This is a genomic window from Modestobacter sp. SYSU DS0657 (genome assembly GCF_054050925.1).
Window position 1 is genome coordinate 13,303 of the sequence record NZ_JBJHAG010000027.1, and the last position, 24,583, is coordinate 37,885.

General features: G+C 75.0%; 23 protein-coding genes and 1 pseudogene. 5 read left to right on the forward strand and 19 right to left on the reverse strand.

Annotated features, from left to right (window positions below):
- Positions 1–23: 23 nt before the first annotated feature.
- The 5 genes and pseudogenes from infB to rimP all read right to left on the reverse strand — a co-directional run bounded on the left by infB (position 24) and on the right by rimP (position 5,314).
- A complete protein-coding gene (infB, locus tag ACI79A_RS15785) occupies positions 24–1,859 on the reverse strand; it encodes a translation initiation factor IF-2 (protein WP_457084739.1) in 1,836 nt (611 codons plus the stop codon).
- A gap of 990 nt (positions 1,860–2,849) precedes the next feature.
- Positions 2,850–2,990 (reverse strand): annotated as a pseudogene (locus tag ACI79A_RS15790) (translation initiation factor IF-2 N-terminal domain-containing protein); the annotation flags it as partial.
- A gap of 61 nt (positions 2,991–3,051) precedes the next feature.
- A complete protein-coding gene (locus ACI79A_RS15795) occupies positions 3,052–3,417 on the reverse strand; it encodes a YlxR family protein (RefSeq protein ID WP_457084702.1) in 366 nt (121 codons plus the stop codon).
- An 8-nt stretch (positions 3,418–3,425) separates the two neighbouring features.
- Positions 3,426–4,547, reverse strand: coding sequence for a transcription termination factor NusA (gene nusA / locus ACI79A_RS15800; RefSeq protein ID WP_457084703.1), 1,122 nt, complete (start codon positions 4,545–4,547; stop codon positions 3,426–3,428).
- Positions 4,544–5,314, reverse strand: coding sequence for a ribosome maturation factor RimP (rimP, locus tag ACI79A_RS15805; protein WP_457084704.1), 771 nt, complete (start codon positions 5,312–5,314; stop codon positions 4,544–4,546). The genes nusA and rimP overlap by 4 nt, the downstream gene beginning before the upstream one ends.
- Positions 5,315–5,550: 236 nt before the next feature.
- Here rimP and ACI79A_RS15810 point away from each other — a divergent pair, with 236 nt between their 5' ends.
- Positions 5,551–6,048: a hypothetical protein gene (locus ACI79A_RS15810; RefSeq protein WP_457084705.1), complete on the forward strand. Its 498-nt coding sequence runs from the start codon at positions 5,551–5,553 to the stop codon at positions 6,046–6,048.
- An 81-nt stretch (positions 6,049–6,129) separates the two neighbouring features.
- Positions 6,130–6,615 (forward strand): ferritin-like domain-containing protein, encoded by a 486-nt coding sequence (locus ACI79A_RS15815; RefSeq protein WP_457084706.1) that lies wholly within the window; start codon positions 6,130–6,132, stop codon positions 6,613–6,615.
- Positions 6,616–6,700: 85 nt separating this feature from the next.
- Here the strand turns inward: ACI79A_RS15815 and ACI79A_RS15820 are convergent, their stop codons facing one another.
- The 5 genes from ACI79A_RS15820 to dxr all read right to left on the reverse strand — a co-directional run bounded on the left by ACI79A_RS15820 (position 6,701) and on the right by dxr (position 13,439).
- Entirely contained in the window at positions 6,701–8,626 is a 1,926-nt protein-coding gene (locus tag ACI79A_RS15820; protein WP_457084707.1) for a penicillin-binding transpeptidase domain-containing protein, read from the reverse strand.
- 85 nt (positions 8,627–8,711) lie between these two features.
- The gene (locus ACI79A_RS15825; protein ID WP_457084708.1) at positions 8,712–9,563 is read right to left on the reverse strand and encodes a GNAT family N-acetyltransferase; all 852 of its coding nucleotides are present in this window, start codon (positions 9,561–9,563) and stop codon (positions 8,712–8,714) included.
- Positions 9,564–9,593: 30 nt separating this feature from the next.
- Complete coding sequence (gene ispG / locus ACI79A_RS15830) at positions 9,594–10,754, reverse strand: flavodoxin-dependent (E)-4-hydroxy-3-methylbut-2-enyl-diphosphate synthase (RefSeq protein ID WP_457084709.1); 1,161 nt, start codon at positions 10,752–10,754, stop codon at positions 9,594–9,596.
- 120 nt (positions 10,755–10,874) lie between these two features.
- The gene (locus ACI79A_RS15835; RefSeq protein WP_457084740.1) at positions 10,875–12,197 is read right to left on the reverse strand and encodes a M50 family metallopeptidase; all 1,323 of its coding nucleotides are present in this window, start codon (positions 12,195–12,197) and stop codon (positions 10,875–10,877) included.
- Between the two features lie 27 nt (positions 12,198–12,224).
- Entirely contained in the window at positions 12,225–13,439 is a 1,215-nt protein-coding gene (gene dxr / locus ACI79A_RS15840) for a 1-deoxy-D-xylulose-5-phosphate reductoisomerase (protein ID WP_457084710.1), read from the reverse strand.
- Between the two features lie 63 nt (positions 13,440–13,502).
- Between dxr and ACI79A_RS15845 the strand changes: the two genes are divergently transcribed.
- Positions 13,503–13,832 (forward strand): DUF2631 domain-containing protein, encoded by a 330-nt coding sequence (locus ACI79A_RS15845; protein ID WP_457084711.1) that lies wholly within the window; start codon positions 13,503–13,505, stop codon positions 13,830–13,832.
- Between the two features lie 111 nt (positions 13,833–13,943).
- Here ACI79A_RS15845 and ACI79A_RS15850 read toward each other — a convergent pair whose 3' ends face one another.
- From ACI79A_RS15850 to rpsB, 9 genes are all read right to left on the reverse strand, one after another.
- Positions 13,944–14,663, reverse strand: coding sequence for a VIT1/CCC1 transporter family protein (locus tag ACI79A_RS15850; protein WP_457084712.1), 720 nt, complete (start codon positions 14,661–14,663; stop codon positions 13,944–13,946).
- Entirely contained in the window at positions 14,660–15,838 is a 1,179-nt protein-coding gene (gene rlmN / locus ACI79A_RS15855) for a 23S rRNA (adenine(2503)-C(2))-methyltransferase RlmN (RefSeq protein ID WP_457084713.1), read from the reverse strand. Before rlmN ends, ACI79A_RS15850 begins: the two co-directional genes overlap by 4 nt.
- 83 nt (positions 15,839–15,921) lie before the next feature.
- Positions 15,922–17,478, reverse strand: coding sequence for a hypothetical protein (locus ACI79A_RS15860; protein ID WP_457084714.1), 1,557 nt, complete (start codon positions 17,476–17,478; stop codon positions 15,922–15,924).
- 128 nt (positions 17,479–17,606) lie between these two features.
- A complete protein-coding gene (locus ACI79A_RS15865) occupies positions 17,607–18,311 on the reverse strand; it encodes a TrmH family RNA methyltransferase (RefSeq protein WP_457084715.1) in 705 nt (234 codons plus the stop codon).
- Between the two features lie 87 nt (positions 18,312–18,398).
- Entirely contained in the window at positions 18,399–19,304 is a 906-nt protein-coding gene (locus tag ACI79A_RS15870) for a phosphatidate cytidylyltransferase (RefSeq protein WP_457084716.1), read from the reverse strand.
- 400 nt (positions 19,305–19,704) lie between these two features.
- On the reverse strand, positions 19,705–20,262 hold the full coding sequence (gene frr, locus ACI79A_RS15875) for a ribosome recycling factor (RefSeq protein ID WP_457084717.1): 558 nt from the start codon (positions 20,260–20,262) through the stop codon (positions 19,705–19,707).
- Positions 20,263–20,377: 115 nt separating this feature from the next.
- Positions 20,378–21,166 (reverse strand): UMP kinase, encoded by a 789-nt coding sequence (gene pyrH / locus ACI79A_RS15880; RefSeq protein WP_457084718.1) that lies wholly within the window; start codon positions 21,164–21,166, stop codon positions 20,378–20,380.
- Between the two features lie 181 nt (positions 21,167–21,347).
- Entirely contained in the window at positions 21,348–22,163 is an 816-nt protein-coding gene (gene tsf, locus ACI79A_RS15885) for a translation elongation factor Ts (protein WP_457084719.1), read from the reverse strand.
- An 89-nt stretch (positions 22,164–22,252) separates the two neighbouring features.
- Entirely contained in the window at positions 22,253–23,179 is a 927-nt protein-coding gene (gene rpsB, locus ACI79A_RS15890) for a 30S ribosomal protein S2 (protein ID WP_457084720.1), read from the reverse strand.
- A 336-nt stretch (positions 23,180–23,515) separates the two neighbouring features.
- Here rpsB and ACI79A_RS15895 point away from each other — a divergent pair, with 336 nt between their 5' ends.
- Both ACI79A_RS15895 and ACI79A_RS15900 read left to right on the forward strand, forming a co-directional pair.
- Positions 23,516–24,049: a M23 family metallopeptidase gene (locus ACI79A_RS15895; RefSeq protein WP_457084721.1), complete on the forward strand. Its 534-nt coding sequence runs from the start codon at positions 23,516–23,518 to the stop codon at positions 24,047–24,049.
- Positions 24,050–24,078: 29 nt separating this feature from the next.
- A complete protein-coding gene (locus ACI79A_RS15900; RefSeq protein ID WP_457084722.1) occupies positions 24,079–24,570 on the forward strand; it encodes a DUF4262 domain-containing protein in 492 nt (163 codons plus the stop codon).
- Positions 24,571–24,583: the final 13 nt, after the last annotated feature.

A 24,583-nucleotide genomic window follows, 5' to 3' on the forward strand; every position in this document is an offset into this window, starting at 1 on the left:
TGGGGGGCACGGGGGTCCTTCGATTACGCGCGCGGCTTCTCGCGCAGCTCGAAGGTCTCGATCACGTCGTCGACCTTGATGTCGTTGAACGACCCCAGGCCGATACCGCACTCGTAGCCCTCGCGGACCTCGGTCGCGTCGTCCTTGAAGCGGCGCAGGGAGTCGACCGACAGGTTGTCGGCGACCACGGCACCGTCGCGGATGAGGCGCGCCTTGGAGTTGCGCACGATCGTGCCGCTGCGGACCAGCGAGCCGGCGACGTTGCCGATGCGCGGGACACGGAAGACCTCGCGGACCTCCGCGGTGCCCAGCTGCACCTCTTCGTACTCCGGCTTGAGCATGCCCTTGAGGGCGGACTCGATCTCCTCGATGGCCTGGTAGATGACCGTGTAGTACCGGACGTCCACACCCTCGCGGTTGGCCAGCTCGGTGGCCTGGCCCTCGGCCCGGACGTTGAAGCCCAGGACGATGACGTCGTCGGCCAGCGCCAGGTCGATGTCGCTCTTGGTGATCCCGCCGACGCCGCGGTGGATGACCCGCAGCGACAGGTCGTCGCTCACCTCGATCTTCATCAGCGCCTCTTCGAGCGCCTCGACGGTGCCCGAGTTGTCGCCCTTGATGATCAGGTTGAGCTGACGGGTCTCCTTGAGCGCCGCGTCCAGGTCCTCCAGGCTGATCCGCTTCCGCATCTGCGCGTTCTGCGCGTTGCGGATCCGGGCCTGGCGGCGGTCGGCGATCTGCCGGGCGACGCGGTCCTCCTCGACGACGAGGAAGGTGTCCCCGGCCCGCGGCACGGAGGTGAGGCCGACGACCTGCACCGGGCGGGCCGGCAGCGCCTCCTTGAGCTTGTTGCCGTGCTCGTCGAGCAGCGACCGGACACGCCCGTAGGCGTCGCCGGCCACGATCGAGTCGCCCTGGCGCAGCGTGCCGCGCTGGACCAGCACCGTGGCCACCGGGCCCCGGCCCTTGTCCAGCTTGCCCTCGATCACCACGCCCTGGGGGTCCTGCTCGGTGTTCGCGCGCAGGTCCAGGGAGGCGTCGGCGGTCAGCAGGATCGCCGCGAGCAGGTCGTTGAGGCCCTGGCCCGAGATCGCGGAGACGTCGACGAACATCGTCTCGCCGCCGTACTCCTCGGCCACCAGCCCGTACTCGGTGAGCTGCTGGCGGATCTTGGCGGGGTTGGCCCCCTCCTTGTCGATCTTGTTGACCGCGACCACGATCGGCACCTCGGCGGCCTGGGCGTGGTTCAGCGCCTCGACCGTCTGCGGCATGACGCCGTCGTCGGCGGCCACGACCAGCACGACGATGTCGGTGACCTTCGCACCACGGGCACGCATCGCGGTGAACGACTCGTGACCCGGGGTGTCGATGAAGGTGACCGGGCGCTCGTTGCCCTCCAGCTCGGTGACGATCTGGTAGGCGCCGATGTGCTGCGTGATGCCACCGGCCTCCTTGCCGGCCACGTTGGCGTTCCGCAGCGCGTCGAGGAGCTTGGTCTTCCCGTGGTCGACGTGACCCATGACGGTGACCACCGGCGGGCGGGAGGACCAGTCCTCCTCGTCACCTTCCTCGTCACCGAAGGTCAGGTCGAAGGTCTCGAGGAGCTCGCGGTCCTCGTCCTCGGGGCTGACCACCTGGATGACCCAGCCGATCTCGGCACCGAGCAGCTGCAGCGTGTCGTCGTTCACCGACTGCGTCGCGGTGACCATCTCGCCCAGGTGGAACAAGGCGGTGACCAGCGCGGCCGGCTGGGCGTTGATCCGCTCGGCCAGGTCGGTCAGCGAGGCGCCCCGCGGCAGGCGGACGGTCTGCCCGTTGCCACGCGGCAGGCTGACGCCGCCCATGTTGGGCGCCGCCATGGAGTCGAACTCCTGACGCCGCTGCTTCTTGCTCTTGCGCCCACGGACCGGACCGCGACCGCCCGGACGCCCGAAGGCACCCGCGGTGCCCGCACCGGAGCCACCGCGACCACGACCGCGGCCACCGCCGCCCGGGCGGAAGCCACCGCCGGCCGGAGCGCCACCGGGCGCGCCGCCACCACCGGGACGGAAACCGCCACCACCGCCGGGACCACCCGGGCGACCGCGGCCGCCGGGGGCACCGGGGCGACCGCCGCCGGCGGGGCGCGGCGGCATCATGCCCGGGCTCGGACGCTGCGGCATCATGCCCGGGTTGGGACGGGGCCCACCCGGACCGGCCGAGGGACGGGGCCCACCGGGACCGGCGGAGGGACGGGGCCCACCGGGACCGGCCGCGGGACGCGGGCCACCGGCGCCCGGGCCGGGACGGGGACCGCCCTGGCCGGGAGCGCCACCGGGGCCGGGACGACCCGGGGCCGCGGGCCGCGGCGCGCTGCTGAAGGGGTTGTTGCCCGGACGCGGCGCCGGCCGGGGGCCGGGACGCGGTCCGGCGCCCGCCGGACGCGGAGCGCCCGGGGTGGCGCCGCCACCGGGACCGGGACGCGCCGCGGGACCGGGACGGGGCCCGGACTGCGGAGCGGCCGGGGGCTGCTGGGGCGGTGCGCTCGCCGCGGCCGGGGCCGGGGCGGGAGCCGGAGTCGGGGCCGGAGCCGCCGGACGGGGACCGGGCCGCGGCCCGGGACGAGGCCCAGCCGCCGGTGCTGGCGCGGCAGGCGCTGCCGGTGCGGGCGCGGCAGGAGCCGCCGGAGCCTGCGGCGCAGGCGCCTCGGCCTGCGGCGCGGGCGCCGGAGCGGGGGTCGCCGGAGCCTGGGGCGCGGCCGCCGGCGCGCTGGGCGCGGCCGGACGGGGGGCCGGGCGCGGACCGGGACGGGGGGCGGAGCTGCTGCGGCTCTCACCGGAGCCTGAGCCACCCCCGGGGAACGCCTCTCGCAGCCGTCGGGCCACCGGGGCCTCGACGGTGGACGAGGCGGACTTCACGAACTCGCCCTGCTCCTTGAGCTTGGCGAGCACTGCCTTGCTGTCGACGCCGAGCTCTTTCGCGAGCTCGTGTACGCGGGCCTTGCCTGGCACGGGTCTCCTCTTCGTGAGGCCGGCGGCTGGCCCGCTCGACCTCGTCGTCAGTGGTGCATGGTCATCGTGGCGACTTCACGGGTTGCTCATCCGAGGGGTCGTCCTGTTCGAGTGGTGGACCGGCCGGGTGCCGGTCCGACGGTGTCCCGCCCGGCGCCGCACGCCCGGCGGACCGGGCGACGTGGCTCTCGAGCGGACCGGTCTCCAGCGGCACGCTGCTGCGCAGCGCGCGCGGGAAGGCCCGGCGCCGCACTGCTGCGTGCAGGCACTCACCGGTGGGGTGCAGGGACGCACCCCGGCCGGGGAGCCGCCGCCGCGGGTCGGGGGTGAGACCCCCGTCACGGACGACGACACGCAACAGCTCGGTGACCGGAGCGCGTCGCCGGCACCCCACACAGGTGCGGACCGGGATCGACGTGTCGGCCATCGATGAGTCTAGCGCGCTGCTCGTCCGGGATGTTCCGCCCGCCGCACCGGAGGGCGCTGCCCCGTCTGCGGACCGCGGAGCCCGGGTCGCTGCTCGGCCGGGCCGGGGCGCAGCGGCGCCCGCCCGACGCCCGGTGAGGCCGGGCCGTCGTCGAGGGGCTGGGCGTCGCTGCGGATGTCGATCCGGCACCCGGTCAGCCGCGCGGCGAGGCGGGCGTTCTGGCCCTCCTTGCCGATCGCCAGCGACAGCTGGTAGTCGGGGACGACGACCTGCACGGCCCGCGCCTTGGGGTCGACGACCCGGGCGCTGGAGACCCGGGCGGGCGACAGCGCGGAGGCGACGAAGGTGGCGTCGTCGTCCGACCAGTCCACGATGTCGATCTTCTCGCCGTTGAGCTCGCTCATCACGTTGCGCACCCGCTGGCCCATCGGGCCGATGCAGGCACCCTTCGCGTTGAGCCCGGGCACCGAGGTGCGGACGGCGATCTTGGTCCGGTGCCCGGCCTCGCGGGCCACCGAGACGATCTCGACGCTGCCGTCGGCGACCTCTGGGGCCTCCAGCGCGAACAGCTTGCGCACCAGGTTCGGGTGGGTGCGCGAGACGGTCACCTGCGGGCCACGGAAGCTGCGGGCCACCGAGACCACGTACCCCTTGAGCCGGCTGCCGTGGACGTAGCGCTCCCCCGGCACCTGCTCGGCGGCCGGCAGGGTGGCCTCCACCTTGCCGATGTCGACCATGACGACGCCGCTGGCGTTGCGCCGCTGGTCGGCCTGGACGATGCCGCTGACGATGTCGCCTTCCTTGCCCGCGTACTCCCCGAAGGTCTGCTCGTTCTCGGCGTCGCGCAGCCGCTGCACGATGACCTGCTTGGCGGTGCTCGCCGCGATCCGGCCGAAGTCGCGGGGGGTGTCGTCCCACTCGTGGACGACCTCGCCGTCGGGCCCGAGTTCCTGGGCGAGCACGGCGACCTCACCGCTCTTGCGGTCCACGTGCACGCGCACGTGCTTGGCGGCGCCGTCGGCGTGCCGGTAGGCGGTGACCAGGGCGGTCTCGATCGCCTCCAGCACCGTGTCCGCGGGGATGCCCTTCTCCCGCTCGACCGCCTTGAGGGCGGTCACGTCGATGTTCACTTCCTGCCTCCTCGTCGCGGCCGGTCGTCCCGCGGCGCGCGGCGCGGCCCCGGTCGCCCGGTCCGTCCGCTCGCGTCGGCCGCGGGGGAACCGGCCGGGTCCTGCTCGTGGTCCATCTCGTCGTCGCCGGTGTCGAGGTCCGCGCTCTCGTCCTCGTCGTCGTCGTGCTCGTCGTCGTGCTCGTCGTCGTGCTCGCCGTCACCGGTCGGCTCGTCGACCAGACCGGCGTCCCGGTGCCCCGCGGGGCGGGCGAACTCGACCTGCACCCGGGCCTCCCCGAGCTCGGCCCAGACGACCGTCCGCTCCCCTGCCGCCCTGCGGACCTGGCCCTTCTTGGCCCCGCCCTTCTGCACCTCGAGGACCACGCCCTCGTCGGTGACCCGCAGCACCCGGGCGACCAGCGGCTCCCGCGACCCGTCCGGCCCGACGGTGACGTCGACCAGCCGGCCGACGTTCCGGCGCCAGTGCCGGGGCGCGGTCAACGGCCGGTCGACCCCGGGGCTGGTGACCTCCAGCACGTAGGGCGCCCGCCCGAAGGCCTCGTCCTCGCCGTCCAGCACGTCGGACAGGGCCCGGCTGAGCTCGGCGACGTCGTCGAGGCTCACGCCGGCGTCCCGGTCGATGACCACGCGGACGACCGAGCGCTGACCGGCAGGGCGCACGACCAGCTCCTCCAGGTCGTAGCCGGCGGCGGTGACGACCGGTTCGACCGAGGCGGCGAGATGGGTGGTCACCGCGTCGGGGGTGCGGGCACCTCGGGTGGACACCGGCTGCCTCCTGTCGTCCGTGCGTGCGTGGGGTGGTGCGTGCGTCGGGTGGTCGTGCGGTGCGGGCGTCACCTCGCGGACCGGGAGCCGGGGCGCGGCGCCGGTGCGGGCGCGTCGGGGTGAACCGTCAGGCTACCGCCCGGGCGGGGACCTGCTCGCGGCCAGCGACGGACTCCCGCGGCACACCGGTGCGTCACCCCCGGGGCGGAGCCGGTCGGCTGTCAGGATGGACGCCGATGTCCGCTGCCGGCTCCCCTGTCCCGCGCGCGGGCGCCTTCTCCCGGCGCACCCTGCTCGCGGCCGCCCTGGCGGGCACCGCCGCCACGGCGATGGCGTGCACGGCCGGCGACGGCGGCGACCCGGCCGACGCGGTCACCCCCCAGCAGGCCGACCAGCTGGCGGCGCAGCTGACCGTGCAGCAGACGCTGGTCCGGGCCTACGACCAGGCCTTCGCCGCCGACCCGGAGCTGGCCGCTGCCGCGGCGACGCTGGCCCAGCAGGCCCGCACCCAGCTCGACCGGCTGCAGGCGGCATCGCCCCGGGCGACAGGCAGCTCGGCCCCCCCGACCGGCGGTGGCCCGGACCCGGCCGGCGCCCGGGCGTGGCTGCGCACGCAGGTCGTCGCCGCGGCCGACGCGCACGCCGCTGCCGCCCCCACCTTCAGCGGCGCCCGCGCGGCCCTGCTGGGCAGCATCGCCGCCGGCCTGCGCGGCCAGGACGGGCTGCTGGCGTGACCGGCCGGGCCGGTCGGGAGATCACCGGCGGACGACGGGGCGGACGACGAGGCGGACGACGAGGCGGAGGGCGGCACGGCGATGGCTGACGGCACCGACGGCGGGACACCGGCGAGCGGATCGACGACCCCGGCCGGCCGGGAGGCCGCCGCGCTGCAGGACGCGCTGGCCGCCACCCGCGCGGCCGTCTGGGGCTACGGCGTGGTCGGGGCGGCCTGGCCCGAAGGGGAGCGGGCCGTGGTCGCCGCCGCCGAGGAGGCGCACCGGGACGTCCGCGACGCCCTGCTCACCCTCCTGGCCGAACGCGGTCTGGACCCGGTGCCCGCGCGGGGCGGCTACACGCTGCCCTTCCCGGTGCTCTCCCCGGTGGACGCCGCGGCCCTCGCGGCCACCCTGGAGGAGGAGACGTCCCGGTCCTGGACGTGGGTGCTCGACCAGGCCGCCGGTCAGGCGATCCGCGAGCTGGCCGTGCGCGAGCTGACCGCGGCCGAGCTGCGCGCCGTCGGCTGGCGCACGGCGGCCGGCCGGACGCCGGTCACCAGCGCCCTGCCCGGCCTCCCTGCATAGGGCGACGGAGGAGCTCGCTCCCCCTACGGCCCCGGCCGGAGGCTCGCCCCGAGCCTGCTAGGGGTGCGGGGACCGAGGTCCTTGATCAGCCGAGGTTGCCGAGGAAGGCGTCGGTGACGGCGACGGCGGCGCTGCTGGACTGCCCGGCCTCGACCAGGACGGCGAACGCGATGTCACCCTGGGGGCCGCCCAGCTGGTAGCCCATGAACCAGCCGTGGGAGTCCGGCGGGGTGTTGGTGCCGAACTCGGCGGTGCCGGTCTTGCCGAAGACCTGGCCCCGGTCGTCCAGCGCCGTGGCGGTGCCGCTGAGCACGACCTCCCGCATCAGCGGTCGCAGCTGGTCCAGCACGGCCGCGCCGGGCCCGGCGGGGGCGGGGCCCGCCGGGTCCGCGCCGATGACCTCCACCGGGGCCGCCGGGGTGCCGCTGGCGATGCCGGCGGCGACCAGCGCGAGCTGGGCCGGGCTCATCAGCACCTCACCCTGACCGATGGCGTCGGCGGCCTTGGTGGTGCCGGTGCTCGTGCTGGGCACCTGGCCGCTGAAGATGCCGACCGGGAGGTCCCACTCCGCCCCGACGCCGTAGGAGGCGGCCGCCTGCGACAGCGCGTCGTCGGGCAGGGTGAGCGCCTGCTGGATGAAGGTGGTGTTGCAGGACTCGGCGAACGCCTGGGTGAAGGGGACGGTGCCCAGGTCGAACTGGTCCTCGTTCTCGAACTCCCGGCCGTCGACGACGGTCGTGCCCGGGCAGGGCACCGGGGTCTGCGGGGTGACCACCCCGGCGCCGAGCAGCGCCGTCGCGGTCATCGTCTTCATGCTCGACCCGGGCGGGAACTGGCCCGACAGCGCGTACGAGGGGTTGGCCGCCTCGTTGGAGCTCACCGCGAGCAGCTCGCCGGTGCCCGGCCGGACCACGACCAGGTGGGTGGCCAGCGGCTGGGTCGCGGCCGCCGCGTCGGCGGCGTTCTGCACCGCCGGCACCAGCGGGGTCTGCAGCAGGGTGCCGGGCACCGGGTCGACGGTGGCGACGACCTGGCCGGCGTCGGCGGTCGCCTCGTCGGCACTGACCACCGAGACGGTGAGCCCGGGGGTGCCGGTCAGCTGCTCCTGCGCCTGCCGCTGGAGCCCGGAGAGGCCGAGCTGGTCCCCGGCGGCGTAGCGCGGGGCGCCGTCGGCCGCGCTCTCGTCCAGCACCTCCTGGGTGGCCGGGCCGACCCGGCCGAGGAACCCGACCGCGAACCGCGACGAGGGGGCCAGCAGCCGTGTGTCGGTGGGGAAGACGGCGCCGGGGAGGTCGTAGACCTGTGCCCGGATCGCCTCGAAGTCCGGACGCCGCAGGGTGATCACCGGCACGAACTGGCCGGCCGGTGCGGCCTGCACGTCGGCGGTGATCTCCGCCGCGTCGACCCCGGTGGCCGCGGCCAGCCCCTGGGCCAGGGCCGGGAGATCGGTGACCTGGGCCGGGTCGACGCCGACGTTGACCACCTCGGTCTCGGTGAACAGCGGGGCGCCGGTGGCGTCGGTGATCGGGGCGCGCTCGGGGAGCGTGCGGGTGAGCTCGAGGTGCTGGCCGGCGGCGAGCTCGGGGTGCACCGTCGTGGGCTCGGCGACCACCTCCCAGCGGTCGTCGGTCTCGGTCAGCGAGAGGGTGGCCGGGTACTCCCAGTCGGGCGCGGCCGCCAGGTCCCAGGTGGCCGTCCAGTCGACGGTCGCCGCCCCGTCCTCGCCCACGCGCACCTCGCCGACGTCGGCCGACAGCCCGGCACCGGAGAGGTCGGTGGCGGTCTGCTCCAGCAGGGCGGTGGCCGCCGCGGGGTCGGTGGTCCGGCCGGCCGCGCCCGCGGTGTCCCCGGACGACCAGTCGGCCAGGAACGCCTCCGCTGCGGCGCGGACGTCGTCGGAGGGGTCCGCCGAGCACCCGGTCAGCAGCGGTCCGAGCAGCAGCACCGCCGTCCCCGCGACCGCCGTCGCCCGTCCCGCCGTCAGCCCCGTCGTCGTTCCCCGTGCCCGCACCGGCCCAGCCTGGCAGACGTGAAGCCCGGGACCGAAGCCACCGCACCAGCAGCCCCGCAACTCACAGCAGGCGCAGCCGAGAGGGTCAGAACAGCACCGAGGCGTAGGTGCCGACCTGCCGGAAGCCGACCCGCTCGTAGGCGGCGCGCGCGGCCCGGTTGTAGTCGTTCACGTAGAGGCTCACCACGGGGGCGATCGCCGTGCGCGCGTACTCGACGACGGCCGCGGTGCCGCCCCGCCCGATCCCCTGTCCCCGCAGGTGCGGCGCGACCCAGACCCCCTGGAGCTGGCAGGCGGCCCGGGAGACCGCACCGACGTCGGCCTTGAACAGGACCTGCCCGTCCTCGATCCAGGCCAGCGCCTGCCCGGCCCGGACCAGCTCGGTCACCCGGGCCCGGTAGCCGGCGCCGCCGTCGACCCGCAGCGGGCTGACCCCGACCTCCTCGGTGAACATGGCGACCGCCGCGGGCAGCAGGGTGTCCAGCTCGGCGAGCCGGACCGGGCGCACCCGGGGTTCGACGGGCACGGCCGGCGGCCCCTCGATGGCCAGCAGCGGCTGCTGGGCACGCACCTCGCGGGCGGGGCCCCAGGACGGCTCGAGCAGCTCCCACAGCGGGAGCACGGCCGCCGCCGGCCCGACCACGGTCGAGCAGCGTCGTCCGGCGCGTCGGGCCCGGTCGGCGAACGCGGTCGCCGCGGCGTGCTCGGCGCCCGGTCGGGCGAAGGGGATCAGGTTGGCCCCGGCCAGGCAGACCGCGTCCAGCCGCCGTCCCGAGTACAGGCCCCACAGCGGCGCACCGAGGGCGGAGGTCGACGTCCCGTGGACCTCGATCCGGCCGGCCAGCATGCAGGCCGCGACCGGGTCGGTGGCCAGCAGCTCCCGGACGGCGGGCTCGTCGCCGGCGTCCAGGACCCGTGCCGACGGCGCGCGCAGCACCCCGGCCCCTCGCTCTCTCGTTCCGGTGGCTCAGGAGACGCTGACGACGGGCGGACCCGAGGGGGTGCCGTCGGCCACCTGGTCGGCGGCGATGCGCATGGCCTCCTCGATGAGGGTCTCCACGATCAGCGACTCGGGCACGGTCTTGACCACCTCGCCCTTGACGAAGATCTGGCCCTTGCCGTTGCCGGAGGCGACGCCGAGGTCGGCCTCGCGGGCCTCGCCCGGGCCGTTGACGACGCAGCCCATGACGGCGACCCGCAGCGGCACCTCCATGCCCTCCAGGCCGGCGGTGACCTCGTCGGCGAGCTTGTAGACGTCGACCTGCGCGCGGCCGCACGAGGGGCAGCTGACGATCTCCAGGCCGCGCTGGCGGAGGTTGAGCGACTCCAGGATCTGGTTGCCGACCTTGACCTCCTCCGCCGGCGGCGCGGAGAGCGAGACCCGGATGGTGTCGCCGATGCCCTGGCTCAGCAGCGCGCCGAAGGCGACGGCGGACTTGATCGTGCCCTGGAAGGCCGGCCCCGCCTCGGTGACGCCCAGGTGGAGCGGGTAGTCGCACTGGGCGGCGAGCAGCTCGTAGGCGCGCACCATCACGACCGGGTCGTTGTGCTTGACCGAGATCTTGATGTCCCGGAAGTCGTGCTCCTCGAACAGCGAGCACTCCCACAGCGCGGACTCGACCAGCGCCTCCGGGGTGGCCTTGCCGTACTTGGCGAGCAGGCGCTTGTCCAGGGAGCCGGCGTTCACGCCGATCCGGATCGGGGTGCCGGCGTCCTTGGCCGCCCGGGCGATCTCGCCGACCTTGTCGTCGAACTTCTTGATGTTGCCCGGGTTGACCCGGACCGCGGCACAGCCGGCGTCGATCGCGGCGAACACGTAGCGCGGCTGGAAGTGGATGTCGGCGATCACCGGGATCTGCGACTTCTTGGCGATGATCGGCAGCGCCTCGGCGTCGTCGGTGTCGGGCACCGCGACCCGCACGATCTGGCAGCCCGAGGCGGTGAGCTCGGCGATCTGCTGGAGCGTGGCGTTGATGTCGGCGGTCTTGGTGGTGCACATCGACTGGACGCTCACCGGGGAGTCGCTGCCGACGCCGACGCCCCCCACGTCGAGCTGACGGGTCTTGCGCCGGGGCGCGAGGACCGGCGGAGGAGCTGCGGGCATGCCGAGACTGACGGGGGTCGCCATGCCGGTCAGTATCCCCCTGCCCGCCACCGTGCCGCCGGGATGCCCGGTGTGACCGTCGTCGTGGTCGGTGAGGTGGTCGGAGCCGCGGGCCTGCGCACGGTGCGGAGGACGGGTCCTTCGTCAGCGCAGGGTGATCGGGTTGACCACGTCGGCGACGACCAGCAGCAGGGACAGCAGCACGAAGGCACCGGCGACGACGTAGGCCACCGGCATCAGCCGCGCGATGTCGAACGGGCCGGGGTCGGGGCGTCCACGCAGCCGGGCGACGGTGGACCGCGCCTTCTCGTACAGCGCGCCGGCCACGTGGCCGCCGTCCAGCGGGTACATGGGCACCAGGTTGAACAGGAAGAGGATCAGGTTGAGGCTGGCCAGCAGCCCGACGAAGAAGCTGATCTTGTCGGTGTTGCTGAACCCCTCGAACGCGAACGCCTCCCCCGAGAGCCGGCCGACGCCGACGAGCCCGATCGGGCCCTCCCGGTCGCGCTCCTCGCCCAGGAAGGCCGCCCGGAACAGCTGCGGGATGCGCTCGGGGATGCCGAGCAGCCGCTGCACGGACTCGCTGACCACGTCGGCGAAGTAGTCGGGCAGCGCGCTCACCGGCTGACGGGTGTACAGCGGCGCGGACTGGACACCCAGGTACCCGGCGGTGACGACGTCGCCGTCGGCCTCGCGCACCTGGTTCTCGATCGGCGTGACGGTGACCTGCTCGCGGGACCCGTCGCGCTCGACGGTGAGGGTGAGCGGGGTGCCGGCGCTGGCCTGGACCCGGCGGACCAGGGTGGCCCAGCCCTCGTCGTTGGGGTCCTGGGGGATCTGCTCCCCGTCGACGGCCACGATCCGGTCCCCCGCCTGCAGCCCGGCCTCGGCCGCGGGGCTGGGGGCGGGCAGGGTGCCCGAGGCGTCGATCGGGGTGTCGCAGTCGGTCGTCGTGGCCGTGGCCGGCACGACGCAGGCGGGCACCCGCTCGATCGTCGTGCTGCTCATGGGGATGCCGATGCCGACCAGCAGGACCAGGAAGAGCAGCACGGCCAGCAGCAGGTTGTGCGCCGGCCCGGCGGCCATCACGACCACCCGCTGCCACCAGGGCTTCTTGTAGAAGACCCGGTTCCCGTCGCTGGGCAGCACGTCGTTGAGCGCCGCGCCGCGGACCTCGGCGATGAAGCTGCGCATCCGGGTGGCGCGCTTGCTCTCGTCCGGCTCGGCCGGCGGGATCATGCCGACGATCCGGATGAAGCCGCCCAGCGGGACGGCCTTGATGCCGAACTCGGTCTCCCCGCGGCGGCGCGACCACACCGTCGGGCCGAAGCCGACGAAGAACTGCGGCACCCGCATGCCGAACTTCCGGGCCCAGAAGTAGTGCCCGAACTCGTGGAAGCCGATGCTGAACAGCAGCCCGACGGCGAAGGCGACGATCCCGAGGACCGTCAGCAGGAACCCGCTCAGCTCAGCTCCCTCGTCAGATGCCCGGCCTCAGGTGCGGAGGCCGATGGCGGCGCGGGCGTGCTCCCGGGCCCACCTCTCGGCAGCCAGCACGTCCTCGACGCAGGTGGGTGCGCCGAGGTCCGGCGCGGCGTCGAGGGTACGCGCGATGACCTGCACGATCGCTGGGAACGACAGGCGGTTCGCTGTGAATGCCGCGACCGCCTCCTCGTTCGCCGCGTTGTACAGCGCCGGGACGACGCCCCCCTCCTCACCCGCCTGCCGGGCCAGCCGCACCGCGGGGAAGACCTCCTCGTCCAGCGGGGCGAACTCCCAGGTGCTCGCCGTCGACCAGTCCAGCGCCGGCTGCACGGCGGGCAGCCGGTCGGGCCAGGCCAGCGCCAGCGCGATCGGCAACCGCATGTCCGGCGGGCTGGCCTGGGCGATGGTGGCGCCGTCGGCGAAGGTGACCATCGAGTGCACGATCGACTGGGGGTGCACCACGACGTCGATGTCCGCGTAGGGGACGCCGAACAGCAGGTGCGCCTCGATGAGCTCCAGGCCCTTGTTCACCAGGGTGGCGGAGTTGATGGTGACCACCGGCCCCATGTCCCAGGTGGGATGGGCCAGCGCCTCCTCCCGGGTGACGCCGGCCAGCTCGGCGGCGGTGCGGCCGCGGAACGGGCCGCCGCTGGCGGTGAGCACCAGCCGCGCCACCTCCCCGCGGTCGCCACCGCGCAGGCACTGGGCCAGCGCGGAGTGCTCGGAGTCGACCGGGACGAGCTGCCCCGGGGCCGCCGCCGCCGTCACCAGTGCGCCACCGGCGACCAGCGACTCCTTGTTGGCCAGCGCCACGGTGCGCCCGGCCGCGAGCGCCGAGAGCGTCGGGCCCAGGCCGATCGACCCGGTGATGCCGTTGAGGACGACGTCGGCGGGGCGGGCCGCGAGCTCCTCGGCGGCCCGCGGTCCGGCCAGGATCTCCGGCAGCGCGTACCGCCCCTGCGCCCAGCCACGCTGCTGGGCCGCGGCGTAGAAGGCCAGTTGCAGGTCCTGGGCGGCGGTGGCCCGCGCGACGGCCACGGTGCGCACGCCCAGCGCGAGCGCCTGCTCGGCCAGCAGGGCGACGTCGCCGCCCCCGGCCGCCAGACCGGTGATCCGCAGCCGGCCGGGGAACTGCTGCGCGACGGCGATCGCCTGCCGGCCGATCGACCCGGTCGACCCCAGCACGGTCACGGTGCGGGGCTCGGTGCTGCGGAACTCGGTCACGACCCGATCCTGTCAGGACCCGCCGCGCCGTCCGCCGGGTGCGCGCCGACAGCGCCTGGCAAGATGACCCCCGTGAGCGAGCACAGCGGCCGGGGACAGGGCCACCAGACCAGCGCCCGGGTGGTCGAGCAGTCCGAGCGCGAGGAGGGCATCGTCCGCGCGGGCGAGGCCCCGATCACCCACGAGAGCCCCGAGGACTGGGGGTGGCACGGTGAGGCCGGCAAGTGGGGCCGCATCGGCGGCTGGTTCATGGTCCTGGTGGTCCTCGCCTTCCTGATCGGCAACCACGACGGCCAGGTCGAGAACCTGTGGATCATCGGCTTCGCGCTGTACCTGGCGGGGCTGCTGGTCTGGGACGCGCGGCGGCGGAAGAACGCCTGGCGCTCACGCTGAGCAAGGACCCCGTCCTCAGCACCCCGCGCACGCCCGGGGCGAAGCCGCTGGACGGGGCCGGTCGACAGGCCCGTCCCCACCGGGGGCGGGCCTGCGTCGTTCCCGGCCGGGTCAGGCGACCGAGACGCCGATCGCCAGGCCGATGAGGTAGGTGGCCCCGGCCGCCAGCGCGCCGAACAGCAGCTGGCGCAGCCCGGCCGACCACCACGGGCGCGGGGTGAAGCGGGAGGAGAGGGCGCCGGCCACGGCCAGGCCCAGCCCACCGCTGGCCAGCGCGGCCCACAGCAGCGGGAAGCCCAACAGGTAGGGCAGCAGCGGGATCAGCGCGCCCGTCGCGAAGGTCAGGAACGAGGAGACCGCCGCGACGCGGGGTGAGGGGCGGTCGGCCGCGCTCACGCCCAGCTCGGCCAGCACGTGCAGCTGCAGGGCCGCTTCGGGGTCGCGGGACAGCTGGGTGGCCACCTGCTCGGCCAGGTCGTCGTCGACGCCGCGGTCGCGCAGCAGCGCGACCAGCTCGGCCCGCTCGCCGGCCGGGTTGCGTGCCAGCTCGCCGCGCTCCTTGGCGACCTCGAGGTCGAGCTGCTCGTTCTGGGTGCGCACGGAGGTGTACTCCCCCAGCGCCATGGAGATGGCCCCGGCCACCAGGCTGGCCACCCCGGACAGCACGACGGTGCGGGCGGCCGCGCCCCCGGCGCCGACCCCGGCCACCAGCGCGGTGTTGGTGACCAGCCCGTCCATCGCACCGAAGACGGCCGCGCGCAGCCAGCCGCCTGAGACGTCGGCGTGGGTGTGCTCGGGGGCGGACCCCGGGAGCACCCCCGGGGCGCTCACGCCTGGTCCGACTCGGACCCGAGCGGGACACCCTCCTCGACCCCGGGAGTGGCCACCGCGACGCTCGGCACCCCGTCGACCCGGTCGGCCGCGGCCAGCTGCCCGCAGGCGCCGTCGATGTCCTGGCCGCGGGTGTCGCGCACCGTCGTCGGCACGCCGGCGGCGCGGAGCCGGGCGACGAACTCGCGCTGGGCCGGCAGCGGGCTGGCGTCCCACTTGCTGCCGGGGGTCGGGTTCAGCGGGATGAGGTTCACGTGCGCCAGCCGGTCGGCCAGCAGCCGGCCGAGCAGGTCGGCCCGCTCGGGCTGGTCGTTGACGTCACGGATGAGCGCGTACTCGATCGAGTACCGCCGGCCGGTGCGCTTGACGAAGTCGTCGGCCGCGGCGAGCACCTCGGCGACCTTGAAACGGGTGTTGATCGGGACGAGCGTGTCGCGCAGCTCGTCGTCGGGCGCGTGCAGGCTGACCGCCAGGGTGATGTTGAGGCCCTCGTCGGTGAGCTTGCGGATCGCCGGCACGAGCCCGACGGTGGAGACCGTCACCGAGCGCTGGCCCAGTCCGAGCCCGTGCGGCGCCGGGGTGAGCAGCGCGTCGAGGGTCTTGCGCACCCGCGGGTAGTTGGCCAGCGGCTCGCCCATGCCCATGAAGACGACGTTGGACAGCCGGCCGGGCCCGCCCGGGATCTCCCCGTTGGCCATCGCAGCGGCCGCGGCGACCGCCTGGCCGATGATTTCCGCGGCGGAGAGGTTGCGGGTCAGGCCGTTCTGGCCGGTGGCGCAGAAGGGGCAGGCCATGCCGCAGCCGGCCTGGCTGGAGATGCACACCGTGGCCCGGTCGGGGTAGCGCATCAGCACGCTCTCCACCAGCGCCCCGTCGTGCAGCCGCCACAGCGTCTTGCGGGTGCGCCCGCCGTCGGCCGACTGGTGCCGTACCGGGGTCAGCAGACCGGGCAGCAGCGCCGCGGTGAGGTCCGCGCGGGCTGCGGCCGGCAGGTCGGTCATCTGCTGCGGGTCGGTGACGCCGGCGTAGAAGTGCCGCGCGAGCTGGTCGGCGCGGAACGCCGGCTGACCGAGCTCGGCCACGGCCGCGCGGGCCTCCTCACGGGTGAGGTCGGCCAGGTGGCGGGGTGGCTTGGTGCGGCGCGGGGCGTCGAAGACCAGGGGGAGAGCAGTCATGGCGCCTCCCATGGTCCCACTCGCCTGGCGGCCGTGGCGCCCGTGCACCGTGAGATGGCTCCCCCGGAGGAGTCGGAGAGGGGTCAGCGGGGCACCACGCGCGCCGCGAGCGGCGCGGCCTCGCCCGGATCGGGGGTGCCGAGCGGGGTGCTCGTGGGCTGGGTGCTCGTGGGCTGGGCGGTCGTGGGCTGGGCGGTCGTGGGCTGGGCGGTCGTGGGCTGGGCGGTCGTGGGCTGGGCGGTCGTGGGCTGGGCGGTCGTCGTCGCTGGGGTGTCGCCGGCGGGCGCCCCGGTCTCCGGCGGGGTCGTGGTGGTCGGGGTGCTCGTCTCCGTCGGCGTTCCCGTCTCCGTCGGCGCTGCCGTCTCGGTCGGCGTCCCGGTCTCCGGCGGGGTCGTGGTCGTCGGGGTCCCGGTCTCCGTCGGGGTCCCGGTCTCCGTCGGCGTGCCCGAGGGCGTCGGCGTTCCGGTCTCCGTCGGCGTCCCCGTCGGCGCCCCCTGTGGCGTCCCCGTCGGCGTCCCCTGTGGCGGCGCGGTGGTGGGGATCGGGGTCGGCGGCAGCGTGGGGGCCGGCCCCGGCGGGAGCCCCGGACCACCGGGCACCGGCGGCGCCGGAACCGCTGCAGGCGGCCCCGACGGCGCGACGACGGGCAGCTGCCCAGCCGGCTCAGCGACCCCGGCCGGCGGAGCGCCGGCAACCCGCGCACTCCCCCGGGCGGCCGCCACCGGCCCCCCGTCGGACCGGAGCTCCCGCGGTGCCGGGGCGTCCGACTCCACCGCAGGAACCACCGGCCCACCCGACGGCGGAGCCGACGTCGAACGGCCGGGTCGGCTCGGCGAGGAGCTGGGCGTGCTGCGGCCGGGGGTGCCGACGGAGTCCCGGGCGACCGCGGCCACCGTCGGCTCCGCGTCGTCCCCGCCACCCAGCGCGGCGAGGAGCCCGAACACCCCGGCGATCACCAGGACCAGCAGGGGCACGAGCACCCGGGCGCGGTGGCGCGGTGCCACCGGCGGGCCCGCCACCGACCGCACCGGCGTCACCTCCGGGGGTGCGGCGATCAGGTCCGGCGCCTGTTCCGTCGCCGGGGCGGCCTGCGGTGCAGCGGCGGCACGCACCGCGAGCAGCTCGTCGGCGAGACGGGAGGCCGTCTGCGCGACCTCGGCGCGGACCGCGGCCCGCTCGTCCTCGGCCCGCTGCAGGGCGGCGAGTTCCTCGTCGAGCTCCGCGGCGGCGCGGATCAGGTCGGCGCGGACGCCGGCGGGGCGCGCCGGGAGACCCGGCTCGACATCACCCTCGGGCTGCGGCGACACGTCGGCGGCGGGACCCGGCGCCACGTCGGCCTCGGGCGGGGGGCCGTCGTCCGCTCCGCCGGGGGCAGCCAGGAGGGCGTCGTCCTGCGCCGGGCTCTCGTCGGTCACCGCGGCCCAGGCGGGGAGCCACGCCTCGTCCCAGGTGTCGCGGGGGTCGGGCCCCCCGGCGGGCTCGGCCGGGGGTTCCGTCGGCAGCTGCTCGGACGGCGTACCCGCACCGGCGTCCGCGGCGGCCGCACCGGCGTCCGGCACGTCGCCGGCGACAGCTCGCGGCTGCGGCAGCTCGTGGCCCGACGCCTGCGAGCGCTCGACCCCTGGTCGGCGCGACCCCACGTCCACTCCTCATCGGCGACCGTCTCCCCGGCCGCCGAGCGCGACCGGCCCGTCGGCCGCGTCTGGATGCTCCCCTGCGGGCGGTCACCGGCCCGGCGTGACGGGGCGGTCACATCTGACGACGCGCGTCAGACCTTTGGTGAGGTCTCGCCAGCACCCGCGGGCCCGGCAGTGGTGGGTCCGGCGTGCTGCCGGATCCAGGTGTGCATCGCGATGCCGGCGGCCACCCCGGCGTTGAGCGAACGGGTGGACCCGTACTGCGCGATGGAGACGGTGAGCGCCGCCCCCGCCGACGCCGCGCCGGTGAGGCCAGGCCCCTCCTGACCGAACAGCAGCAGGCAGGCGCGGGGCAGCTCGACCGTCTCCAGCGGTACCGCGCCCGGACCGTTGTCGACACCCACCACGACCAGACCGGCCGCGTCGGCGTGCGCGAGCAGCGCCGCGACGTCGGCGTGGTGGCGCAGGTGCTGGTACCGGTCGGTCACCATCGCCCCGCGGCGGTTCCAGCGACGGCGGCCGACGACGTGCACCTCCGCGGCGAGGAAGGCGTTGGCGGTCCGCACCACCGTGCCGATGTTCAGGTCGTGCTCGAAGTTCTCGATCGCGACGTGGAACGGGTGCCGCCGGCGGTCGAGGTCGGCGACGATCGCCTCCAGCCGCCAGTAGCGGTACCGGTCGACGACGTTGCGGCGGTCACCGGCGGCGAGCAGCTCCGGGTCGTAGCGGGGGTCGGCCGGCCACGGACCGGGCCACGGGCCGACGCCGACCGTCGTCCCCCACTCGGTGGGCCCCGGTCCGCTGTCCCCGTCCGCGGGGCCCTGCTGCTCGGCCACCGGGGCATGCTGCCACGCCCGATGCGGCCGACGTGCGGCGCGCCGGGCACAGTGGCCCGGTGAGCGACGGCGTGCGCGCCCGCCTGATCAGGCCGGGACGATCAGCGAGAGCACCAGCCAGGCGACGGCGGCCGAGGGCAGCAGCGAGTCCATCCGGTCCATCAGCCCGCCGTGGCCGGGCAGCAGGGTGCCCATGTCCTTGATCGCCAGGTCGCGCTTGATCAGCGACTCACCGAGGTCACCGAGCGTGGCGGTGAGCGCGATGGCGACACCGAAGACGACACCGCCCCACCAGGGCCCGTGGAAGGTGAGCGTGAACAGCAGGACGCCGACGACCACGCAAGCGGTGACCGACCCGGCCAGCCCCTCCCAGGACTTCTTCGGGCTGATGCTCTCCGCGAGCGGGCGCTTGCCGAACAGCACGCCGGCCGCGTACCCGCCGGTGTCGCTGCACACGACCGTCACGATGAACGCCAGGACGCGGGCGACCCCGTCGTCGGGCACCAGCAGGAGGACGGCGAACCCGGCCAGCAGCGGGACGTACAGCGCCACCAGGACGGCGGCGGAGGCGTCCCGCAGGTAGCCCACCGGCCCGTCACCCAGCCGCCACAGGACCACCGCGAAGACCGTGAGCAGGAAGCCGACGACCAACCCGGAGGGGCCGCGGGTCCAGGCGAGCGCCATCATCGCGAGGGCGCCGACGAGCACCGGGGGCAGCGGCGGGCGGTGACCACCGGCCTGCAACGCCCGGCCCAGCTCCACGACGCTGACCAGCACGGCGACGGTGATCACCAGCAGGAACGCCGGCCGCCAGACGAGCAGCGTGGCGATGACCACGGCGCCGAGGCCCAGCGCCACGCCGATCGCCGAGCCCAGGTCCCGGCCGGCGCGGCTGGCACCGGTGGGGGTCTCCTTCGGCGGTTCCCCGCTCACCTCGGCACCGGGCGCCCCGGGCACGGCGGTCAGCGGAGCGTGGTGCTCCGGAAGGTCCACGGGGCCCACGGGGTCCACAGGCTTATCGCCGCCCTCGGCGACGGCCGCCGGGCCGCACGCGGCGCCCTCGGCGCGGAGCTCGCCGTCTGCGGTGAACAGGCCATCGGCGTCCCCGCGCACCGGATCGCCGCCCGGGTCGCCGCCCGGGTCGGCGCCCGGCCGGCCAGGCCCTGCCTCAGCCGGCGACGGACGGACCCGGCCCGGCGGCACCGGTGGCCGACCGGCGCGTGGCAGGGAGCCGGTCTGCGGGCCACCCACCGTCGGCTGGGGAGCGGTCACCGGCGCCTCCGGTGACCAGCCGGGTTCGGCGACGCCGGCCCGGCCACGGGCAGGCTCGCGCTCCGGACCCTCGGGTCCGGAGCGGGACAGGAAGCGGGGCACCGCGCGGGTCCGGGCAGGATCAGACGTCGAGAAGCTCGGTCTCCTTGTTCTTCATCGCCTCGTCGATGGCCGCCACGTGCGTGGCGGTGAGGTCGTCGAGCTCCTTCTCCGCACGGCGCACGTCGTCCTCGCCGGCCTCACCGTCCTTGGCGATCCGGTCCAGCTCCTCCTTGGCGCGGCGGCGGATGTTGCGGATCGCGACCTTCGCGTCCTCGCCCTTGGCCCGCGCCTGCTTCACCAGGTCGCGACGCCGGTCCTCGGTCAGCTGCGGGAAGACCACCCGGATCAGCGTGCCGTCGTTGGTGGGGTTGACCCCGAGGTCGGAGTCGCGGATCGCCCGCTCGATGGCCTGCAGCTGACTCATGTCGTAGGGCTTGATGACCGCCATCCGCGCCTCGGGCACGGTGATCGAGGCCATCTGCGGCACCGGCGTCCAGGCGCCGTAGTAGTCGACCGCGATCTTGTTGAACATGGACGGCGCGGCGCGGCCGGTGCGCACGGAACCGAGGTCCTCGCGGGCGACCGACAAGGCCTTGTCCATCCGCTCCTCGGCATCGAGCAGGGTGTCGTCGATCACGGTTCTCTCCTCCTGCGGCGGCTGCCGCCGTGCTGGCCGTCTGGTCGATCGGCATTCCGCCGACCGGTACCCGGATCGGGGCGCGGCGACCGTCGCCCGCCCGGGAGCCGACCGGTCAGGCCGGCTGGCTGATCAGGGTCCCGATCTTCTCACCTGCGACGGCCCGGGCGATGTTGCCCTCACGCAGCAGGTTGAACACGACGATCGGCATGCGGTTGTCCATGCAGAGGCTGATGGCGGTGGCGTCGGCCACCCCCAGCTGCTTCGCCAGCACCGTGGCGTAGTCCAGCTCCTCGTACATGGTGGCGCCCGGGTTCGTCCGGGGGTCGGCGTCGTACACGCCGTCCACGCCGTTCTTGGCCATCAGCAGCACCTGGCAGCCGATCTCCAGCGCGCGCTGCGCGGCGACGGTGTCGGTGGAGAAGTACGGCATTCCGGCACCGGCGCCGAAGATGACCAACCGGCCCTTCTCCATGTGCCGGACGGCCTTGCGCGGGATGTAGGGCTCGGCGACCTGGCCCATGGTGATCGCGGTCTGCACCCGCGTCTCCAGGCCGATCTGCTCGCAGAACGCCTGCAGCGCGAGCGCGTTCATCACCGTGCCGAGCATGCCCATGTAGTCGGCGTGCCGGCGGTCCATGCCCGCCTCCGCCAACTGGGCGCCGCGGAAGAAGTTTCCCCCGCCGACGACGACGGCCACCTGGGTGCCGCCGTGCACGACCTCCGCGAGCTGCTCGGCGATGCCGTGCACGATGCCGCCGTCGACCCCGACGCTGCCGCCACCGAACGCCTCACCGGAGAGCTTGAGCAGCACCCGCCGGTAGCCGCTGCCGTCGGTCGGCGCGGAGGCGGCGGGCGCGAAGAGCAGGCCCTCCGGGTTGCTGGCGGGCGTCGTGTCGGTCACAGGTGTCCTTCGCGTCGATGTGGTCGGTGATCGATCCTGCCGCATGCCCCGCGCCGGGGCCTCCGCAGCGCGGGCCGGACAGGCCACCGGCCCCGCTCCGGGAGGAGCGGGGCCGGTGGTTGGCCACCCTTCGGGGGCCCGCGCCGAGCGTGCGAGGCGTGGGGGGAAGGGTGGTCCTCTTTCAGGCCTGGCCGACCTCGAACCGGGCGAACCGCTCGACGGTCAGACCGGCGTCGCCGATGACCTGCTTGACGGTGCGCTTCGGCTCGGTGATCGAGGGCTGCTCGAGGAGGACGAAGTCCTTGAAGTAGGAGTTGACCCGCCCCTCGACGATCTTGGCGATCGCCTGCTCGGGCTTGCCCTCCTCCTTCGCCGTCTGCTCGGCGACCCGGCGCTCGGTCTCCACCGTCTCGGCGGGGACGTCCTCGCGGGTCAGGTAGCGGGGACGGGCCGCGGCGATGTGCATCGCCAGGGCGCGGGCCGCGTCCTCGTCGCCACCGGAGTACTGCACCGCGACACCGATGGCCGGGGGCAGGTCGGTGGCGCGCTTGTGCAGGTAGACGGCGGTGGTGCCCTCGAAGAGCGCGAAGCGGGAGAGGACGAGCTTCTCGCCGATGCGGGCCGACTCGGACTCGATCAGCTTCTCGACCGTCTGACCGTCGACCTCGGTGGCGAGCAGCGCCGCGACGTCGGCCGGCTTCTGGGCCAGCACGATGTCCAGGAGCTTCTCGCCCAGGGCGACGAACTCGGCGTTCTTGGCGACGAAGTCGGTCTCGCAGTCGAGCTCGAGCAGCGCGCCGCCCTTGCTGACCACGATGCCGTTGGTCGTCGAGCGCTCCAGGCGCTTGCCGACGTCCTTGGCGCCCTTGATCCGCAGCAGCTCGACGGCCTTGTCGTACTCGCCGTCGGCCTCGGTCAGGGCCTTCTTGGCGTCCATCATGCCGGCGCCGGTGGCGTCGCGGAGACGCTTGACGTCGGCTGCGGTGAAGGCGGGCATGTCACTTCCTCTGGGGTGGTGTGCTGGGTGCGGACGTGCAGCGGCGCCGCTCCCCGGCCGTGTGGTGTCCGGGGAGCGGCGCCGGCGGATCAGCCGTTCTGGGCGCCCTGGGTGCCGGTCTCGGTGCTGCCGGTGGCCGGCACACCCTCGACCGGAGCCACCTCGTCGGCGGTGACGGTCGGCGGGGCGGCCGGGGTCTCGGGCAGCTCGGCGGCCGGGGCGTCACCGGACTGACCGGTGAGCAGCTCGCGCTCCCAGTCGGCCAGCGGCTCGGCCTCGGTACCGGCGGGGGCGCCGTCCTCGGAACGCCCGGCGTTGGCCTGCGCGGCCGAGCGGGCCATCAGGCCGTCGGCGACGGCGTCGGCGATCACGCGGGTGAGCAGCGCGGTGCTGCGGATCGCGTCGTCGTTGCCCGGGATCTTGTAGTCGACCTCGTCGGGGTCGCAGTTGGTGTCGAGGATCGCGACGACCGGGATGCCCAGCTTGCGGGCCTCGCCGACGGCGATGTGCTCCTTCTTGGTGTCCACGACCCAGATGGCGCTGGGCACCTTCTGCATGTCGCGGATGCCGCCGAGGCTGCGCTCGAGCTTGGCCTTCTCGCGGGTCAGGCCCAGCTGCTCCTTCTTGGAGAGGGAGGCCATGACGCCGGTCTGCTCCATGTCCTCCAGCTCCTTCATGCGCTGGAGCCGCTTGTAGACGGTGGAGAAGTTGGTGAGCATGCCGCCCAGCCAGCGCTGGTTGACGTAGGGCATGCCGACGCGGGTCGCCTGCTCGGCGATGACCTCCTGCGCCTGGCGCTTGGTCCCGACGAACATGATCGAACCGCCGTGGGCCACGGTCTGCTTGACGAACTCGTAGGCCTGGTCGATGTAACCCAGCGTCTGCTGGATGTCGATGATGTAGATGCCGTTGCGCTCGGTGAAGATGAACCGCTTCATCTTCGGGTTCCAGCGACGGGTCTGGTGCCCGAAGTGGACCCCGCTGTCGAGCAGGTTCTTCATGCTGACGACTGCCACGTGGCGCCGCCTTCCTTCTCGTGCGCGGACGGCCGGGGCCGGGCCGCGCTGTGCCGGTTGTCGCGGGCACCGGGTGGTGCGCCGCCCTGGTGTCCGGATCGCGCCACCGACCCGCCGCGAGGACGGGACCGGGGTGGCGAGCTCCCCGCCGGGCTCGTCGAGGTGCACGAGCAGCGGGACGCGGACACGCGAAGTCGACCCGCCGAGGCGGGCCGCACCGGCAAGCATACGCGGTGGCGCGGGGGGCTCCGCACCGGTCGTCCCCAGCGGTGCCCGCCGTCCACCGCCGGGCTCGCCGGCCGCCCCGCGGGCGCCGGTGGCACCAGGGTCGGGAAGGTGTCCGTCGCCCGTCTGCTGCTGCTCCTCCTCCTGGTCGCCGGCGCGCTGCTCGGGCCCGGGGCGCTGGCGGCGTCGCCGGCTCCTCCCCCGCCCGCCGCTGCGCCCACGACGACCCCGGCCGGGGTGTGGGGCTGGCCGTTGCCCGGATCGCCGGAGGTGACCCGGGCGTTCGAGCCGCCGCCGACGCCGTACGCGGCCGGGCACCGGGGCGTGGACCTGCGCGGTGACACCGGCGCCCCGGTGCTGTCCGCCGGGGACGGGGTCGTCGCGTTCGCCGGGATGGTGGCCGGGCGGCCGGTGGTGAGCGTCGACCACGCCGGGGGCCTGCGCACCACGTACGAGCCGGTGCAGCCGGCGGTGGCCGCCGGCCAGGCCGTGGTGCGTGGTTCACCCCTGGGCACGCTGGCCGCAGGGCACCCCGGCTGCCCGGTCGAGGCATGCCTGCACTGGGGCGTACGCCGGGGCGAGACCTACCTGGACCCGCTCGCCGTGCTGCGCCCGCCGCGGATCAGCCTGCTGCCGTGGGGGTGACCCCGGCGCGGTCGGGTTACCGTCCGGGCGTGCGCTGGCGACGGAAGAAGGAGTCGGGACCGGGAGAACAGGACGGTGGCCAGGTGCTGCGCGACCTGCAGGCGGTCATCGACCGGTTCGGGTGGGCGGTGCTGCACGGCGGCGGGTCCCCGGGCGAGCCGCGGTGGTCCCACACCGTGGGCCTGACCGGGCTCGGCCACCCCGAGGTGATCGTGACCGGGTTGCCGTTCGAGGCCGGGGAGAAGTACCTGAACCTGGTCGGCGAGGCCGTGCGGGCCGGCACCCGCTTCAGCGCGGACGCCGCGACGACGACGCTCACCGACGCCGACTCCCCCGTGGTCTTCCTGGCCGTGGCCGACACCGGCCGACTGCCGATGGCCGAACAGCTCTACGGCTCGGTCGACGCGCTCCAGCTGGTGTGGCCGGACTCCCAGGGCGCGCTGCCCTGGGAGGAGGGGCACCGCAACCCGCCGACCGCGCAGCCGCTGCTGGGGCCGCGCCCCGGTCAGCCGGGGGACTGACCGGGGCGCGCCG